We start from the raw sequence: 15966 nt of genomic DNA on the forward strand, positions 1-15966 counted from the left end.
ACGCCGCCTCGCTCGTCATTCTGACCGTGGCGCGGCCGTCGGCCATCGCCGCAACGGCTGCTTCCGGACGCCGGTCGGCGACCGGTTCCCCGGACGGCGCGGCGCCGCCCGGCAGGTGGTCGGTATGGGACACACCGCCACGAGTACCAGACCTCGGCAACCGTCCCCGACCTCGTCGATCATGAAGTTGACGGGGACAGAAGGGACCGAGACGGCCGCCAACTTCATGATCGACGAAAGGGAGCACGGCGGGTGAGAGGGCGCGGGTCAGCGGCGGCGGGGTGAGGGGATTCCCGCCGGTGGAGGGGTGCGGAGCAGCCAGAGGGGGTTGCTCGCGCCCACGATCTCGCCGTCGCGGTCGCGGACCTGGGTGCGGACGTACGTGCCGGCGCCGACGCGCACCGGCAGGTCGTGCCAGCCCGGCCGCAACTGCCGCCAGGGGACCTGCCCGACCCGGACCGCCGGTGTCGGGTCCGCGACACCGGCCCGGTCGACCTCGCCGGTGACCGTCTCCAGTGTGGCCCCGGCGGGCAGGTCGGTGGCGCGCAGCCGCACCGTGACGGTGTCCTCGGCGAGCACGGCGAGCGCGCCCATGGCGCCGCGGCCACCCAGTTCCAGATCCAGCGCGCCCCGGTAGCCGGCCAGGTCGGCGAACCACGCCTGCCCGGCGCGCAGCGCCGCGACCAGGTCGTCCCGGCCGGTCGAGGCCGCCCACACCGAGGTGATGTTCCGGTCCCGGCCCGCGCGCCAGTCGGTGCCGTCGTGGTCGTCGGTGACCCCCACGGCGGTCAGCGGGATCGCGTTGCGGGCAGCCACGTCGTACGCCCAGAGGTGGTCCTCGACCGGCCGGCGTCCGATCTCGATCAGGTCGACGCCGAGCGCGTCGCGGCTGACCAGCAGGCGGGCCAGGGATTCGCGGCGCTCGGTGTCCAGCGGGTGGTTCCAGCACACCACCCCGCCGTGCGAGTGCAGGAACCGCACCATCGCCTCGGTGGCGTCCACGTCGTTGTCCCGGTACGGCGGGGACGGGAAGCGCGGCAGCGTGCCGTCGCCGCCGAACCAGTTGAGGTGCCGGACCATCGACACCTCGTACGCGCGGTGGTGGGTGACGCCCTCGTACGCCCCGGCGTAGCCGCGCAGCACCTCGGCGCGCAACTCCTCGCCCGCCTGGCCCGCGCGGCGGGCGCGGTCGAAGACGAGCCGGTCCACCAGGTACGCGCCGCGCGCGCCACCGGACACGGTCACGCCGAGACGCAGCCCGCGCAGCGAGTTGTCCCCGGCGACCAGGCCGGGCCAGAGCCGCCGCACGTCGGCGAGCAGGTCGAACGTGTGCCGCCGCCAGACGCCGGCCGGGGCGGGCAGCTCGACGGTGCCGTGGCGGCCGTCCACTGTGTGCCGGACCGCGTCAACGCCGCCGAGGCGGTAGCGCAGCACGAGCTGCCCGGCGGGGCGGCCGGGTCCGGCCGGGTGGTGCGACAGCGCGACCTCCACGGTGAGCGTGGCGTCCCGGCCCGCCGCTTCGGGGCGTACGTCGAGGTGCAGTTTCGTGTCGGAGATGTTGGCGGTGTGCGTCCAGTTCCAGGCCTTGCCCGCGTACCAGTGGGTGCCGGCACCGGCGGCGGTGAGGCGCAGCGCGCGGCCCGGGCCGTCGGGGGCGTCCGGCGCGTCCACGAAGTCGGCGGCCGAGGCGCGCAGGCGGCCCTCGGTGGCCGGCTGCCAGGTCCAGGTCAGGCCGCCCTCGCGTTCCTCCGGGCCGTCGAAGTGGACGACCCGGCGGTGGTCGTGGGCGGCGACCCGGAAGTCGTGGTCGGTCCACCAGAGCACGTCGACGCCGTTGCGGCGGGCCTGGTCGAGGTGGGCGGCGTAGCTGGCCACGCCCTCGCTGAACGAGGCGTGCAGGTGCATCGCCATGCTGATCGGCCGCCGGCCGCGCGGCGGGGGCGGCGGCCGGTCGTTCGTGGCGGCGAGCCCGACCGGCACGCCGATCCCCGCCACCGCCAGCCCGCCCGCGGCGACGAGCACGCTGCGCCGGTCCAGCCGTCCGCGACCCGCCATGCCACTCCCCCGTTCCGCCGGGGTCAGCGTACGGGCGGGCGGTCAGCGCGGGGGTACCGCCACCCGGGCGGCGAGCGGGCGCCCGGCCAGCCGCCGGATCGCCAGGTACGCCTCGCAGCCGAGGCAGAGCCCGAACGCGGCGTTGAGAAACGCGGCGGCCAGCGCGGCGCCGGTGGCGGCCAGGCCGAGCGCGGGCAGCCCGGCGAACCAGCCGGCCGCGCCGACGGCGCTGAAGGCCAGGCCGACGACCTGGGCGAAGCGCACCGGCGCGACCGGCTCCAGCTCCGCCGGCGGATCCAGCCGGGGCGCCACCAGGGCGCGGAACAGCAGGCCGTACGGGCCGAGGCGCGGGTTGACGGCGGTGAGCGCGAACACCACGGCCTGGGCGAGCAGGAGCAGCCCGGAGCCGGTGACGAGGACGATCGCGAGGACGACTGTGGTGAGGACGGCGGCGAAGCGCGGTCCCCGGGGGTCGAGCAGCATGGGGTGGGTCCGTTCGTGCGGGGGCGGTCGGTCAGGCGGGACGCGCCACCGCACAGAGGCTCGTGGCGAGCCGGCCGTGGTCCACCACCCGGCGGCGGGTCAGCCGTACGCCGGTCATCGCCCCGCCCCGGCCGTGAGCGCGGCGATCAGGTCGTCGCGGTCGGGCACGCCCGCGGCCCGGCGCACCACGCGGCCCGCCGCGTCCACCACCAGCACGGTCGGGGTGCGCCACACGTCCAGCTCCCGGGCCGCGTCGAGGTGCTCGTCCACGCCCACCTCCCGCACCGCGACCCCGTCGAGGCAGGCGGCGACGTCGGCGAGCACCCGGCGGGCGGCCCGGCAGGGCGCGCAGACCGGTGCGGAGAACTGCACCAGCGTGACCTCGCCGGGGCGTACCCCGAGGGCGGTGAGGGTGGCGAGGTGCGGCGCGTCGGCGGCCGATGGGCGCTTCCGGACGGCGCGCAGCCGCCCGTCGTGGCGGCGGCGCCACCAGCCGAACGCGGTGGCGACCGCGAGCACCGCGACGAGCACGAGGATCCCGGTCAGGCTGGGCGACTGCACCGGCCCAGGCTGCCACGGCGGGTCGCGGAAGGCCATGGTCCGTCCCGGTCAGCGGACGTGAGATCGCCTACTCCGGCGGTAGGAACGGCAGGCGCACCGGCCGGCGAACGTCGCTTTTGTCCTCTGGCGCACCGCGCGAGCTTGGCAATATTCTCCACCACGCGCGCAGTCGTTGCAGTTCCTTTACATCGCCCGGCGCCGTTCGGGCCATCGAGGAGGCGAGATGCACTTCGACCACCCCGAGCTGGACCGCCGTACGCTGCTGCGGGCCGGCCTCGGCGCCGCGGCGGTCGCGGTCGTCGGCAGCAAGCTCGCCCGGCCGGCCGCCGCGCACGCCGCACCGGGCGCGGACCTCGACTGGATCATCAGCTGCGACGAGTGGGCCGCCCGCCCGCCGGCCGACCCGCTGTCGGTCAGCGCGATCCCGACCAACAAGATCATCGTGCACCACATGGCGTTCCCGAACGTCACGGACTACTCCGAGGAGCACGCCAAGCAGCTCGCCCGCGACTGCCAGGACCTGCACATGGACGGCAACGGCTGGTCCGACACCGGGCAGCACTTCACGGTGAGCCGCGGCGGTCACGTCCTGGAGGGACGCCACGGCAGCCTGGACCGGCTGCTCGCCGGCGACCGGCAGATGATCGCCGCGCACTGCCCGGGCGAGAACGGGCGGGCCATCGGCATCGAGAACGAGGGCACCTACGTCACCGAGACGCCGCCGGAGGAACTGCTCGACGGGCTGGTCCGGCTGTGCACCGCGATCTGCCGGCAGTACGGGCTGCACGCCCACGACATCTTCGGCCACTGGGACTTCCGCGCCACGCTCTGCCCGGGCGCGATGTTCTACCGGGAGTTCCCGGCGCTGCGCCGCGCCGTGTTCGAGAACCTGGGCACCGACCTGGGCGACGTGCCGGCCCGCCGCTGGCCGGACATCTGGCGCTTCGTCGGCGGCCCGGTGGTCCGCGTCGCGCAGTACCTGCTGACGTTCCACGGCTACACAGTGCCGGTGACCGGCGTGTTCGACGCGGCGACGGTCGCGGCGGTGCAGGACTGGCAGGCCCGCAACGGCATCCCGGTCGACGTCGACGCCACGCTCACGGCGCCGACCTGGGAGACCCTGGCCCCGGAGCTGGACCAGAAGTCGTCCGGCGTCCCGGTGGCCGCCGCGCAGTTCATGCTCGCCTCCAAGGGCTACGCCGAGGTCACCGCGACCGGTGAGTACGACCACGCCACCCGCACGGCGGTGAAGGACCTCCAGCGCCTGCACGGACTACCGCCCAACGGCAAGATCAGCACCACTACCTGGTGCGCGCTGGTGGGGGGTGTGGTGCGCCAGTCGTTCCACAAGCACTGACGGCGCACCGGCGGGGAGAGCGGTGGGGGTGGCAACGGCGCCACCCCCACCGCGTCGTTGCGGGACGGATCGCGACGAAACGTCGGCATTGACGACTGGTGAACGACGGCTATCCCGGACGGCAGTGGTGCGCCGATCATTGCCCGCAGATAGATATGAGTCATTCTCACCTCCGGGCAGGACGCCCGGGCACGGAGGCCGAGACGCCGTCAGCCGGGCGTACCGAACGGCCCTGCTCCGCGTCCCCGGAGGATCGCCATGCCATTACCCGCCATCCGTGCCCGCCTCGCGGCGCTCACCGCCGCCGCCCTCACCGCGAGCGTCCTGACGGTCACCCCGCCGTCGCCGGCGCTCGCCGCCACCACGTTCACCCCCGACGACTACTGCCTCGGCCAGTGCGCCGACATCCTGCCCCCCGGGCAGAACGGCAACGCCACGCTCGCCGGCATCCTGGCCCACCAGGCGCTCGGCACCCGCCCCGCGCACTCCAGCGACCAGCTCGACGAGTACGCCAACCTGGTCTACAACTACGCCGGGCTGACCGACGAGCAGATCGCCCACTTCTACAACGACGCCTCGTTCGGCGTCCCCGACGCGCAGGTCGAGAGCAGGATCTCGCCGCGTTCGGACGTCACCATCGTGCGGGACAAGGCCACCGGCGTCCCGCACGTCACCGGCACCACCCGCGCCGGCACCATGTTCGGCGCCGGGTACGCCGGCGCCCAGGACCGGCTCTGGGTGATGGACCTGCTGCGGCACGTCGGCCGCGGCAACGTCACCTCGTTCGCCGGCGGCGCCCCCGGCAACCGGGAACTGGAGCAGAGCGTCTGGGCCAACTCGCCCTACACCGAGGCGGACCTCCAGGCCCAGGTGGACGCGCTGCGCCTCAAGGGCACCCGGGGCCAGCAGCTCTACACCGACGTGGCCGACTACATCGCCGGCATCAACGCCTACATCGACAAGTCAATCGCCGACGACAACTACCCCGGCGAGTACGTGCTCACCGGGGCCGGCAAGCCGAAGCACTTCACCATGACCGACCTGATCGCCACCGCCGGTGTCATCGGCGGGCTGTTCGGCGGGGGCGGCGGCAGCGAGGTGCAGTCCGCGCTGGTCCGGGTGGCCGCCCGGGCCAAGTACGGCCCCACCGAGGGCGACCGGGTCTGGACCGCGTTCCGCTCGCAGAACGACCCGGAGACCGTACTGACGCTGCACGACGGGCAGAGCTTCCCGTACGGCGCGACGCCGTCCGGCGCCACCAGCGCGGTGCTGCCCGACGCCGGCACCGTGGTCGCCGAGCCGCTCGCGTACGACGCCACCGGCGGGGCCGCCGCCCGCACCGGCACCAGCGCCGCCACCAAGGACCTGCTCGGCGGCCTGTCCACCCTGCGTACGCACGGCATGTCCAACGCGGTCGTGGTCTCCGGCCGGCACACCACCACCGGCAACCCGGTGGCCGTGTTCGGCCCGCAGACCGGCTACTTCGCCCCGCAACTGCTCATGCTCCAGGAACTCCAGGGGCCGGGGATCAGCGCGCGCGGCGCCGCCTTCGCCGGGCTGAACCTCTACGTGCTGCTCGGCCGCGGCCAGGACTACGCGTGGAGCGCCACCTCCGCCTCGCAGGACCTGACCGACACGTACGCGGTGCCGCTGTGCACCACCGACGGCAGCGCGCCGACGCTGCGCTCCAACCGCTACCTCTACCGCGGCCAGTGCGTGGCCATGGAGGTGCTGGAGAAGCGCAACTCCTGGTCGCCGACGCTCGCCGACTCCACCCCGGCCGGCGCGTACACGCTGCGCGCGCTGCGCACCAAGTACGGGCTGGTGTCCTACCGAGGGCTGGTCAACGGGCAGCCCACCGCGTTCACCAAGCTGCGCTCCACCTACCGGCACGAGGCCGACTCGGCGATCGGCTTCCAGGCGTACAACGACCCGGCGGCGATGGGCAGCGCGGCGGCGTTCCAGGCGTCCGCGGCCAGCGTCGGGTACGCGTTCAACTGGTTCTACGTCAACTCGACCGAGGCGGCGTACTTCAACTCCGGCTCGAACCCGGTGCGCTCGTCCACCTCCGACCCGAACCTGCCGATGAAGGCGGAGCCGGCGTACGAGTGGGCCGGCTGGAACCCGGACACCAACGACGCCACGTACGCCCCGGCGTCGGCCCACCCCCAGTCGGTCAACCAGGACTACTACGTCAGCTGGAACAACAAGCAGGCGCGTGACTTCGGCGCGGCCGACGGCAACTTCAGCTACGGCGCGGTGCACCGGGGTCAGCTGCTCGACGGTCCGGTGAAGGCGGCCATCGCCCAGCGCAAGGTCGGCCGCGCCGACATCGTCCGGATCACCGCCGAGGCGGCCGTGACCGACCTGCGCGGCCAGCAGGTGCTCGGCGAGCTGCTGCGGGTGCTCGACAGCACGCCCGTCACCGACCCGGCGCTCGCCGCCGCGGTGACCAAGCTGCGGGCCTGGCAGCAGGCCGGGTCGCGGCGGGTGGAGACGTCACCCGGGTCGAAGGTCTACCAGCACGCCGACGCCATCCGGATCTTCGACGCGTGGTGGCCGCTGCTGGCCTCGGCGCAGTTCCGTCCCGGCCTCGGCCCCGACCTGTACGCCGCGCTCGTCGACGCGCTCGAAGTCAACGAGGCGCCCTCGGGCGGCCAGAACGGCGCCCGCGACGGCACCGTCAACTGGGCGTCGCAGGGGCAGGCGCACAAGGGCTCGGCCTTCCAGTACGGCTGGTGGGGTTACGTCGACAAGGACCTGCGGGCCGTGCTCGGCGACCCGGTGGCCGGCGGGCTCGGGCGCACGTACTGCGGCAACGGCAACCTCGGCGCGTGCCGGCAGGCGCTGCTGGACACGCTCGGCCAGGCCGCGGCGGCGCCCGCGACCACCGTCTACCCGGGCGACTCCTCGTGCGGCGCGGGCGACCAGTGGTGCGCCGACTCGATCGCCCAGTCCGGGCTCGGCGGCATCACCCACCCGCTGATCGCCTGGCAGAACCGGCCCACCTACCAGCAGGTCGTCTCGTTCCCGGCGCGCCGGGGCGACGCGGTGACCAACCTGGCGCAGGGCCGCACCGCCACCGCGTCCAGCACCCAGTTCCTGACCAGCAACACCCCGGCCAAGGCGGTCGACGGCAGTCTGGGCAGCCGGTGGGCCAGCAGCTACAACGACAACCAGTGGCTGCGGGTGGACCTCGGCTCGGCCCAGACCATCAGCCGGGCGGTGCTGCGGTGGGAGGCCGCGTACGCCACCGGCTACCGGATCGAGGTCTCCGCTGACGGCAACTCCTGGCAGCCGGTGTTCAGCACCACCACCGGCAACGGCGGCGTCGACAACGTGACGTTCGCCCCGGTCACCGCGCGATACGTGCGGATGTACGGCGTCACCCGGGCCACCTCGTACGGCTTCTCGCTCTACGAGTTCGAGGTCTACGGACGGTGACCGCACGCGACCGGCCGGCGGGCGCTCCCGCCGGCCGGTCGCCTGTGTCGGGGCAGGTCAGCCACGCCTGTTCGAACATCTGTGCGAAGATGACCGGGTGTCGAGCGAGGCCACCATCCTGCACGCCGACCTGGACGCGTTCTACGCCTCGGTCGAGCAGCGCGACGACCCCCGGCTGCGCGGCCGGCCGGTGATCGTCGGCGGCGGCGTGGTGCTCGCGTGCAGCTACGAGGCCAAGGCCCGGGGCGTGCGCAGCGCGATGGGCGGCCGGCAGGCTCGGCGGCTCTGCCCCGACGCGCTGGTGGTGCCGCCCCGGATGGCCGCGTACACGGCCGCCAGCCGGGCGGTGTTCGAGATCTTCCGGCACACCACCCCGCTCGTCGAAGGGCTCAGCATCGACGAGGCGTTCCTCGACGTGGGTGGGCTGCGGCGGCTCGCCGGAGCGCCGGCCGCCGTCGCGGCCACGCTGCGGGAACGGGTACGCCGCGAGGTCGGCCTGCCGATCACCGTCGGCGTGGCCCGGACGAAGTTCCTCGCGAAGGTGGCCAGCGGGGTGGCCAAACCGGACGGGCTGCTGGTGGTGGAGCCGGAGCGGGAACTCGCGTTCCTGCACCCCCTGCCGGTCGAGCGGCTGTGGGGCGTCGGCCCGGTCACCGCCGCCCGGCTGCGCGAACGCGGCATCCGTACCGTCGGGCAGGTGGCCCGGCTGGACGAGCCGGCGCTGGTGTCGCTGCTCGGCGCGGGCGCCGGGCGGCACCTGCACGCCCTGGCGCACAACCGCGACCCCCGGGCGGTGCAGGTGGGCCGCCGCCGTTCCTCGATGGGCGCGCAGCACGCGCTGGGACGCGGGCCGCACTCCCCCGCCGACCTGGACGCGGTGCTGGCCGGGCTGGTCGACCGGGTCACCGGCCGGATGCGCGCCGCCCGCCGCACCGGCCGCACGGTGACGCTGCGGCTGCGTTTCGCCGACTACACCCGCGCCACCCGGTCGCACACGCTCGACGAACCGACCGCGCAGACCGGGCCGTTGCGGGCCGCCGCCCGTGACCTGCTGCGGGCCGCGCTGCCGCAGATCGCGGAACGGGGCGTCACGCTGCTCGGCGTGTCGGTGGGCAACCTCGGCGGCGGGCACACCCAGCTCGCCCTGCCGTTCACCGCCGACCCCGGGCCGGCGCTGGACGCCGCCGTCGACGCGGTGCGGGACCGCTTCGGCTCACGGGCGCTGACCCGTGGCGTGCTGCTCGGCCGCGACCCGGGCGTCGAGATGCCCCGGCTGCCGGACTGACCGGCCGGCCTCCTCCCCCGGTAGGAGACACGCTCCGACCCGTGGCCGCGAGTGCGGCCCGCGGGCGGGCGCGACCGGCCCGGCCCGTCACGAGCATCTACAGGCATGACTACCCTGCGGAACCGGGCGGCCGGATGGCACCGCCCCCTGATGCTCCTCGTGTCCGCGATGGCGGTGCTCACCGTCGTCGCCGCGGTCGGCGTCGTGGCCGACCCGCGCGTGCTGACCGGCGTGCCCATCTGGCTCAAGCCGCTGAAGTTCGCGATCTCGTTCGTGCTCTACGGCGTCACCCTGGCCTGGATGCTGTCCCTGCTGCCCCGCCGCAGCCGGGCCGCCGAGCGGGCGGCCACAGTGATCGTGGCCATGTCCGTGCTGGAGATGGTCGTCATCGTGGGTCAGGTGCTCCGCGGCACCACCAGCCACTTCAACGGCACCACGACGCTGAACGCGGTGCTGTTCGACGTCATGGGCGTGGCGATCACCGTGCTGTTCGCGGCCCAGTTCGTACTGGCGGTCGTGCTGGCCCGCCGGTCCCTTCCGGACCGGGCCGGCGGATACGCGGTCCGGCTCGGCCTCGCCGTGTCCCTGCTCGGCATGCTCGTCGCGTTCCCGATGGTGGCGCAGAGCCCGGCCGGCGCGCCCGCCGGGATCAGCGGTGCGCACAGCGTCGGGGTGCCCGACGGCGGCCCGGGGCTGCCGCTGCTCGGCTGGAGCACCACCGGCGGCGACCTGCGCGTCGGGCACTTCGTCGGGATGCACGCGTTGCAGGCGCTGCCGCTGCTGGCGATCCTGCTCGACCGGTTCTTCGGCGCGCGGCTGGACGAGCTGACCCGGGCCCGGCTGGTGCTCGTCGGCGGGGCCGCGTACGCGGCACTGACGCTGCTGCTGACCGGGCAGGCGCTGCGCGGGCAGTCGCTGCTCGCGCCGGACGCGCTCACGCTCGCCGCGGCGGGGGTGCTGGTGGCGGCCACCGCGGCGGCCACCACGCTGGTGCTGGCCCGCCGGACCCGGCGTACCGGTGTGGTGCTGGTCGGATGAGCGCCGTCGTGTTCGGCCCGGTGGTCCACCCCGGACCGCCGGGCCGGCGGCCGGCGAACGCGGTGGCCTCCGGCCGCTCCGGTTGCCTAGGCTGACGCGGTGAGCTGGGTCGGTCGGCTGTTCGACGCGCGCGACACGCTCGCGCGGATCCTGCTGCTGGATCTCAGCGGCGTCGGCTACCTGGTCTTCGGACCGCACGCGGGCCAGGCCGCCACCGGTACGCAGTGGGCGCTGGCGGTCCCGGCGTTCGCGCTGGCACTGCTGTGCCACCGCCGCCCTCTGGTGAACCTGCTGATCCAGTCGGCCCTGCTGGTCGCCGCGCTCGTGCTGGTCGACGACGTGATGATCAACCAGGTCGGTGCGAGCTGGGCGCTGCTGGAGCTGACCATGCGGGCCACCCGGCCGCGCACGGTCTGGCTGGGCGCCGGACTGCTCGCCGCCATCGATCTGTCCGGCCAGATCGGCGAACCGGTCCGTGCGGCGCTCACCGGCCTGTTCGGGCTGGCCGTCACAGTCGGCCTGCCGCTGCTGCTCGGGCTGGTGGTGCGGACCACCCGGGAACTCGGGCGGCAGGCCGAGGTGCGGGCAGAGGCGGAGCGGCGCCGGCGCGAGTCGGAGAGCCGGGCGGCCCGCGCCGACGAGCGCGGCGCCATCGCCCGGGAACTGCACGACGTGCTCGCGCACCACGTCGCGTCGATGGTGCTGCGGGTCGGCGTGGCCCGGCACGTGCTGCCCGACCTGGACCCCCGGGTCGGCGAGGTGTTCGACGACGTGCACGCCACCGGCACGGCCGCGCTGACCGACCTGCGGCGGCTGGTGGCGGTGCTGCGTGACCCGGACGGTGTCCGCGGCGACGCCGCCCTGACCGCGATCGAGCCGTCGGCGCTGCCGGCCGCGCTCGGCGCGGCTGTCGACCGGGCCCGGCAGGCGGGCGTCGTGGTGGAGGCCGACGTCGACCCGGCGGTCGGCAGGCTCGACGCGGTACGCGGCCAGGCGGTGCTGCGACTGACCCAGGAGGCGTTGACGAACGTGGCGAAACACGCGGGCGCGGCGGCCCGCGCACACCTGACCGTGTCGGTCGAGGACGGCGCGGTGCACTGGGCGGTGACCGACGACGGGCGCGGCGCCGCGCCGGCCGGGGTGCCCTCCGGCGGCGGGCACGGCCTCGTCGGGATGCGGGAACGGGTCGAGGTGCTCGGCGGGCGGCTGGAGGCCGGGCCCACCGGTTCCGGCTGGCGGGTCCGGACCGTGCTGCCCCCGCCCGGGCCGGCCCACCAGGCGCCCCGGCCCCGCGCGGGCACGCCGGAGCCGGCGTGATCCGGGTGCTGCTGGTCGACGACCAGCACCTCATCCGGGCCGGCCTGCGGATGCTCTGCGACGCCCAGCCCGACCTCGAGGTCGTCGGCGAGGCCGACAACGGCCGGGACGCGGTCACCCTGGCCGCCCGGCTACGCCCCGACGTGGTGGTGATGGACCTGCGGATGCCCGGCGTCGACGGGATCACCGCGACCAGCCGGATCCTCGCCGACCGGCCGGCCACCCGGATCATGGCGCTCACCACGTTCGGCGACGACGACCACCTCTACCCGGCGCTGACCGCCGGCGCCTGCGGGTTCCTGCTCAAGGACGCGCCCCCGGCCGACCTGCTCGACGGCGTCCGCCGCGCCGCCGCCGGCGACAGCCCGTTCAGCCCGGACGTCCTGCGCCGGCTGGTCGAACGCGCGGTGCACGCCCGCGCCGGCGCGCCCCGGCGTGCGGCCGAGCTGACCGCCCGCGAGCGGGACGTGCTGGACCTGGTCGCCGACGGGCTGTCGAACACCGAGATCGCCGACCGCCTGCACATCGGGGTGACCACTGTGAAGACGCACATCACCAGCCTGATGACCAAGACCGGCAGCGCCAACCGGGTCCGCCTGGCGCTGTGGGCGCGCGGCGGCTGACCGGGTCACTCCTCGATCGCGCCGCCCACCGCCCGCAGGTGCGCCCGGAACGTCAGCGCCGGGTCCGCCTCCCGGGCCGCCAGGTACGCGCCGAACCCGACCTGCGCGCGCAGCGACTCCCCGGCCCGGATCCGGTCGGCCTGCCGCCGCTCGGTGTCCCGGATGGACCCGGCCAGGTCGAACAGCTCCCCGGCCCGGTCGGCGGGTACGAACAGCACGCCGTCGTCGTCGGCCAGCGCCAGATCCTGCGGGCCGACGGTGAACGGCCCGACCCGGGCGTGCTCCAGCGCCCCGGCCGGGCGCGGGTCCAGCTCCAGCGGCCCGCTCGGGGTGGCGCCGAGGCTGAACACCGGCAGTCCGACCGCGACCAGGTCCGCGGTGTCGCGGTGCGCGCCCCACACCACCAGCCCGGCCAGGCCGGCGGCCCGCGCCTCCAGTACCACCAGGTCCCCGACGCACGCCCGGTCGGTGCGGCCGGCGTCGTCGACGACGAGCACGTCCCCGTCGGCGGCCAGCTCGATCGCCTCCAGGAAGACGTCCACGCTGCCGGCGTGCCGGGCCGGTCGGACCCGGCCGGCCAGGCGCCGCCCCGGCAACACCGGGACGACAGCGGCCGGGGCGCAGCGGACGGGCACGCCGGCGCGCAGGCAGGCGTCGGCGACGTGGGCGGTGGTCAGAGCGGCGAATCGCGCGGCCGGCGCGTCCTGACTGATGTCCATGCGCCGACGCTAACCAGCCGGGCCGCCCCGGGCAGGTGCCAGTCGACGCCCGGTGGCCTGCGGCCGGCAACCCGGCCGGGCGACGACGGGCAGCCGGACCGGCCGGAGGCGGGCGGCCGGGCCGGACGACGACGGCCGGACGACGACGGGCGGCCGGGCCGGGTCAGGCGACGCGGGTCGGTGGGCGGAACATGTCCGGACGCCGCCCCGGCGCGCCCCGGGCAGCGGGCCGGCGCCGGACCGGCCGGCTCATCCGGGCCCGGACCGGCGGGCGCGCCTCCGCCTCCCCCGCACCGGCGGCCCGGCGCACGGTGCCGTTGGCGTCCTCGGGCCGGCAGCCGGTGGCCCGCAGCAGCTCGCTCTGCCCGGTCCGCAGATCGCTGATCATCGCCTCGCCGTAGGCGCGCACACCCTGCGACCACGCGCGCCCGGCCAGCTCGGCGCCCTGCCGTACCAGCTCCCGGGTGCGGTCCAGGTCCTCCCCGGACCTGCAGGCCCGCTTCAGCTCCCGCACCGCGTCGCCGAGGCGGGCCACCGCGTCGGGCAGCGCGGGCGGGACCGGCTCGTCGTACTGCAACGCGGTGGCGGAGCGGCGGGCGATCGAGCGGGCGTACAGGACCAGCCGTTCGAGGTGCTGGGTCGCGTCGGCGTACCGGTGGAACCGGGCCCGGCGGTGCCAGCGGGCCGGGGCGATGGTGACCACCTCCTCGGCCCCGCTGAGCGCCTCGTTGAGCCGCCCGATGTCCGGTTCGATCCCGCGCAGATCGTCCAGGGCGCGCTGCGCCGCGTCGGCGTCGCGGCGGGTCAGCGCGTGGGCGACGGCGTCGAGCTGTTCGGTGAGCCGGGCGACCACCGGCTCCACCGCCCGGTCCAGCACGCGGATCGGGTTGACCGGCAGCAGCAGCGCCACCACGAACAGGCCGACCAGGCCGCCGACCAGCGCGTCGAAGATGCGGGGCAGTTCCAGGCCGGGCTGCACCGGCGCGAGCGTGGCGATCAGCACCGCTGTACCGCCGGCCTGGCCCACGAGCGCGCCGCCGCGTCCGGCCACCAGCAGCGCGGTGGCGATGGCGAGCGTGACCACCAGGCCGGTCTGCCAGGATCCGCTGCCGAGCAGCGCGCGCAGCAGGTCACCGACCACGATGCCGAGGCCGACGCCGACGAGCAGCTCGAACGTGCGGCGGGCGCGCTGGCCGATGGCGGTGGCGATGGTGCCGACCGCGGCGGCGGGGGCGAAGACGTGCGCGCCGGAGCCGAGCAGCATCTGGGCGAGCAGCGCGGCGAGCGCCGCGGCCAGCCCGGCCTGCGCGGAGATCACCACGGTGATCTCCAGTTGGCGCAGCCGGTTCCGGCCGGCCGCGCCGCCCTGGTCACGGACCCGGGAGAGCGCGAGACCGCCCCGCTCGACCGCCCGGTCCAGGGGCGAGCGGACGGTGTCGTCGGCGCGGCGGTCGGTCATGACGGCGGTTACCCGGCTCCGGGCCGGTGAATCGTCGGCCGTGTCCCCGCGCGCCCTTCGGAGTCAGCGGCGGTACGTGCGGTCGAGCAGGTCGAACAGCGCCGTCCAGTGCCGCCGCGTGGCCTGCTCGTCGTACATCGGGGTGTCCGACTGGGTGTAGCCGTGGCGGGCGCCGGCGTACACCTCGGAACGGTAGGTCACCCCGGCGGCGTCCAGCGTCTTCTCCAGCGTGGCGATCTGCTCGGCGGTCATCGACGGGTCGGCGTCGGCGTGCCCGAAGTAGAGCTCGCCGGTCACCGCGCCGACGGCCAGGTGCGGGCTGTCCGGGGCGTCGGTGACCACCCGCCCGGCGTGGAACGCGGCCACCGCGGCGATCCGGTCCGGGAGCGCCTCGATCGCGCGCAGCGCGTTCGTGCCGCCCATGCAGTAGCCGGTGATCGCCGCCGGGCCCGGCGCGACGTCCGGGCGGGCGGCGAGGAAGTCCAGGTAGGCGGCCGTGTCGCGGGCCACCGCGTCCGGCGTAAACGCGGCCATCATCGGCCCGATGCTCTCGAACAGGGCGGCCCGGCGGCTGTCGTCGGCGAGCGCGCCGAGGTCGATCAGCGGGGCGCGCCCGGCGCGGTGGAACAGGTTGGGGGCGAGCACCACGTACCCGCGGTCGGCGATCGTGGCGGCCATCTCCGCGACCCGGGGCCGCAGCCCGAACGCGTCCATGAACAGCAGGACGGCCGGGAAGTGCCCGCCGGACCCCGGCGTGGCCAGGTAGGCGTCGGCCGTTCCGTCGGGGGTCGGCACGTCCACGATCGTCGGCTGCACTGCCGGGGCCTCCTCGCTGCGGGTTCCGGCCTGCACGCTACCCCCGGTCCGGCGGCTCCGGCTCCTCGGGCTCACGCCCCGTTTGCCGAGGTCCAGCGTGGGAATCCGGCAATCCCAGCGGAGGAAGGCGGCGAGATGGACCAGGATCAGTTCGTCGGCGCGGTGGCCGAACGGTGCGGCGCGTCCACGGAGCAGGCCACCGCGATCACCCGGGCGACGTTGACCACGCTGGCCGAGCGCATCGACGGCGGAGAGGCCCGCGACCTCGCCGACCGGCTGCCGGAGGCGCTGCGGGCGTACGCGTTCGGCCCGGCCGAGGACGCCGAGCCGTTCGGGCTCGACGTGTTCGTGGAGCGGGTGAGCGGACGCGCCGACGTCGACGTGGACGCCGCGCGGGACGGGATCACGGCGGTGTTCGACGTGCTGCGCGACGCGGTCGACCCGGCCGCCTACGCGCAGGTCGTCGGGCAGCTTCCGGCCGAGTACGGCGACGTGGCCGACCAGAGCGCGCCGTACGTGCGGCGCACGGCGTGACGGGGGCGCGCCCGATGAGCGAGGACGCGCTGCGCCGCCCGCCCGAGGCCGACGCGCAGGAACAGCGGCAGGACGAGACACTCGTCGGACCGCCCGGCACGGTCGGCACGGCGGTGCCCGAGGCGAGCGAGGCGGACCTGGCCGAGCAGGGCGTGCTGCGCCCGCCGAGCGACCGGGCGGGCCTGGGTGAGTCGGTGCGCGACGACCTGACCGCCGCCGACGCGGTGGAGCAGAACACGGAGATCCCACTGCCCGACGAGGAGCACTGGGCCTGA

The 15966-nt window shown here is 75.4% G+C and carries 14 protein-coding genes; 8 read left to right on the forward strand and 6 right to left on the reverse strand.

The window, feature by feature from the left end; translation table 11 throughout:
* Positions 1-267: 267 nt before the first annotated feature.
* The 3 genes from ACN27D_RS32625 to ACN27D_RS32635 form a co-directional block, all read right to left on the reverse strand.
* Complete coding sequence (locus ACN27D_RS32625) at positions 268-2055, reverse strand: hypothetical protein (protein ID WP_421500844.1); 1788 nt, start codon at positions 2053-2055, stop codon at positions 268-270.
* Positions 2056-2097: 42 nt separating this feature from the next.
* Positions 2098-2538, reverse strand: a complete 441-nt coding sequence (locus ACN27D_RS32630; protein WP_120569782.1) for a DUF4395 domain-containing protein — start codon at positions 2536-2538, stop codon at positions 2098-2100.
* A gap of 114 nt (positions 2539-2652) precedes the next feature.
* Positions 2653-3099: a thioredoxin family protein gene (locus ACN27D_RS32635; RefSeq protein WP_421500845.1), complete on the reverse strand. Its 447-nt coding sequence runs from the start codon at positions 3097-3099 to the stop codon at positions 2653-2655.
* A gap of 223 nt (positions 3100-3322) precedes the next feature.
* Here ACN27D_RS32635 and ACN27D_RS32640 point away from each other — a divergent pair, with 223 nt between their 5' ends.
* From ACN27D_RS32640 to ACN27D_RS32665, 6 genes are all read left to right on the forward strand, one after another.
* Positions 3323-4456, forward strand: a complete 1134-nt coding sequence (locus tag ACN27D_RS32640) for an N-acetylmuramoyl-L-alanine amidase (protein WP_421500846.1) — start codon at positions 3323-3325, stop codon at positions 4454-4456.
* A 258-nt stretch (positions 4457-4714) separates the two neighbouring features.
* Positions 4715-7900, forward strand: coding sequence for a penicillin acylase family protein (locus ACN27D_RS32645; protein ID WP_421500847.1), 3186 nt, complete (start codon positions 4715-4717; stop codon positions 7898-7900).
* A gap of 97 nt (positions 7901-7997) precedes the next feature.
* Positions 7998-9185, forward strand: a complete 1188-nt coding sequence (gene dinB / locus ACN27D_RS32650) for a DNA polymerase IV (RefSeq protein WP_350816238.1) — start codon at positions 7998-8000, stop codon at positions 9183-9185.
* Positions 9186-9290: 105 nt separating this feature from the next.
* Entirely contained in the window at positions 9291-10223 is a 933-nt protein-coding gene (locus ACN27D_RS32655; RefSeq protein ID WP_358172126.1) for a hypothetical protein, read from the forward strand.
* Between the two features lie 99 nt (positions 10224-10322).
* Positions 10323-11540, forward strand: coding sequence for a sensor histidine kinase (locus ACN27D_RS32660; RefSeq protein ID WP_421500848.1), 1218 nt, complete (start codon positions 10323-10325; stop codon positions 11538-11540).
* Entirely contained in the window at positions 11537-12163 is a 627-nt protein-coding gene (locus ACN27D_RS32665) for a response regulator (protein ID WP_421500849.1), read from the forward strand. The genes ACN27D_RS32660 and ACN27D_RS32665 overlap by 4 nt, the downstream gene beginning before the upstream one ends.
* Before the next feature lie 5 nt (positions 12164-12168).
* Here ACN27D_RS32665 and ACN27D_RS32670 read toward each other — a convergent pair whose 3' ends face one another.
* The 3 genes from ACN27D_RS32670 to ACN27D_RS32680 form a co-directional block, all read right to left on the reverse strand.
* Entirely contained in the window at positions 12169-12882 is a 714-nt protein-coding gene (locus ACN27D_RS32670) for an RraA family protein (RefSeq protein WP_358172122.1), read from the reverse strand.
* A 163-nt stretch (positions 12883-13045) separates the two neighbouring features.
* Positions 13046-14341: an FUSC family protein gene (locus tag ACN27D_RS32675; RefSeq protein ID WP_421500850.1), complete on the reverse strand. Its 1296-nt coding sequence runs from the start codon at positions 14339-14341 to the stop codon at positions 13046-13048.
* A 63-nt stretch (positions 14342-14404) separates the two neighbouring features.
* Positions 14405-15157: a dienelactone hydrolase family protein gene (locus ACN27D_RS32680; protein ID WP_421500851.1), complete on the reverse strand. Its 753-nt coding sequence runs from the start codon at positions 15155-15157 to the stop codon at positions 14405-14407.
* A gap of 135 nt (positions 15158-15292) precedes the next feature.
* Between ACN27D_RS32680 and ACN27D_RS32685 the strand changes: the two genes are divergently transcribed.
* Positions 15293-15691 (forward strand): DUF2267 domain-containing protein, encoded by a 399-nt coding sequence (locus ACN27D_RS32685; RefSeq protein ID WP_120569772.1) that lies wholly within the window; start codon positions 15293-15295, stop codon positions 15689-15691.
* Between the two features lie 14 nt (positions 15692-15705).
* Positions 15706-15966: a hypothetical protein gene (locus tag ACN27D_RS32690; protein ID WP_421500852.1), complete on the forward strand. Its 261-nt coding sequence runs from the start codon at positions 15706-15708 to the stop codon at positions 15964-15966.

This window comes from Micromonospora sp. WMMD1274, from assembly GCF_049179035.1.
GTDB lineage: Bacteria > Actinomycetota > Actinomycetes > Mycobacteriales > Micromonosporaceae > Micromonospora > Micromonospora tulbaghiae.

Coding starts and splice junctions, on each gene's coding strand:
- ACN27D_RS32625 (WP_421500844.1), bottom strand. CDS start 2,055: ATGGCGGGTCGCGGACGGCTGGACCGGCGCAGCGTGCTCGTCGCCGCG.
- ACN27D_RS32630 (WP_120569782.1), bottom strand. CDS start 2,538: ATGCTGCTCGACCCCCGGGGACCGCGCTTCGCCGCCGTCCTCACCACA.
- ACN27D_RS32640 (WP_421500846.1), top strand. CDS start 3,323: ATGCACTTCGACCACCCCGAGCTGGACCGCCGTACGCTGCTGCGGGCC.
- ACN27D_RS32645 (WP_421500847.1), top strand. CDS start 4,715: ATGCCATTACCCGCCATCCGTGCCCGCCTCGCGGCGCTCACCGCCGCC.
- ACN27D_RS32655 (WP_358172126.1), top strand. CDS start 9,291: ATGACTACCCTGCGGAACCGGGCGGCCGGATGGCACCGCCCCCTGATG.
- ACN27D_RS32670 (WP_358172122.1), bottom strand. CDS start 12,882: ATGGACATCAGTCAGGACGCGCCGGCCGCGCGATTCGCCGCTCTGACC.
- ACN27D_RS32675 (WP_421500850.1), bottom strand. CDS start 14,341: ATGACCGACCGCCGCGCCGACGACACCGTCCGCTCGCCCCTGGACCGG.
- ACN27D_RS32685 (WP_120569772.1), top strand. CDS start 15,293: ATGGACCAGGATCAGTTCGTCGGCGCGGTGGCCGAACGGTGCGGCGCG.
- ACN27D_RS32690 (WP_421500852.1), top strand. CDS start 15,706: ATGAGCGAGGACGCGCTGCGCCGCCCGCCCGAGGCCGACGCGCAGGAA.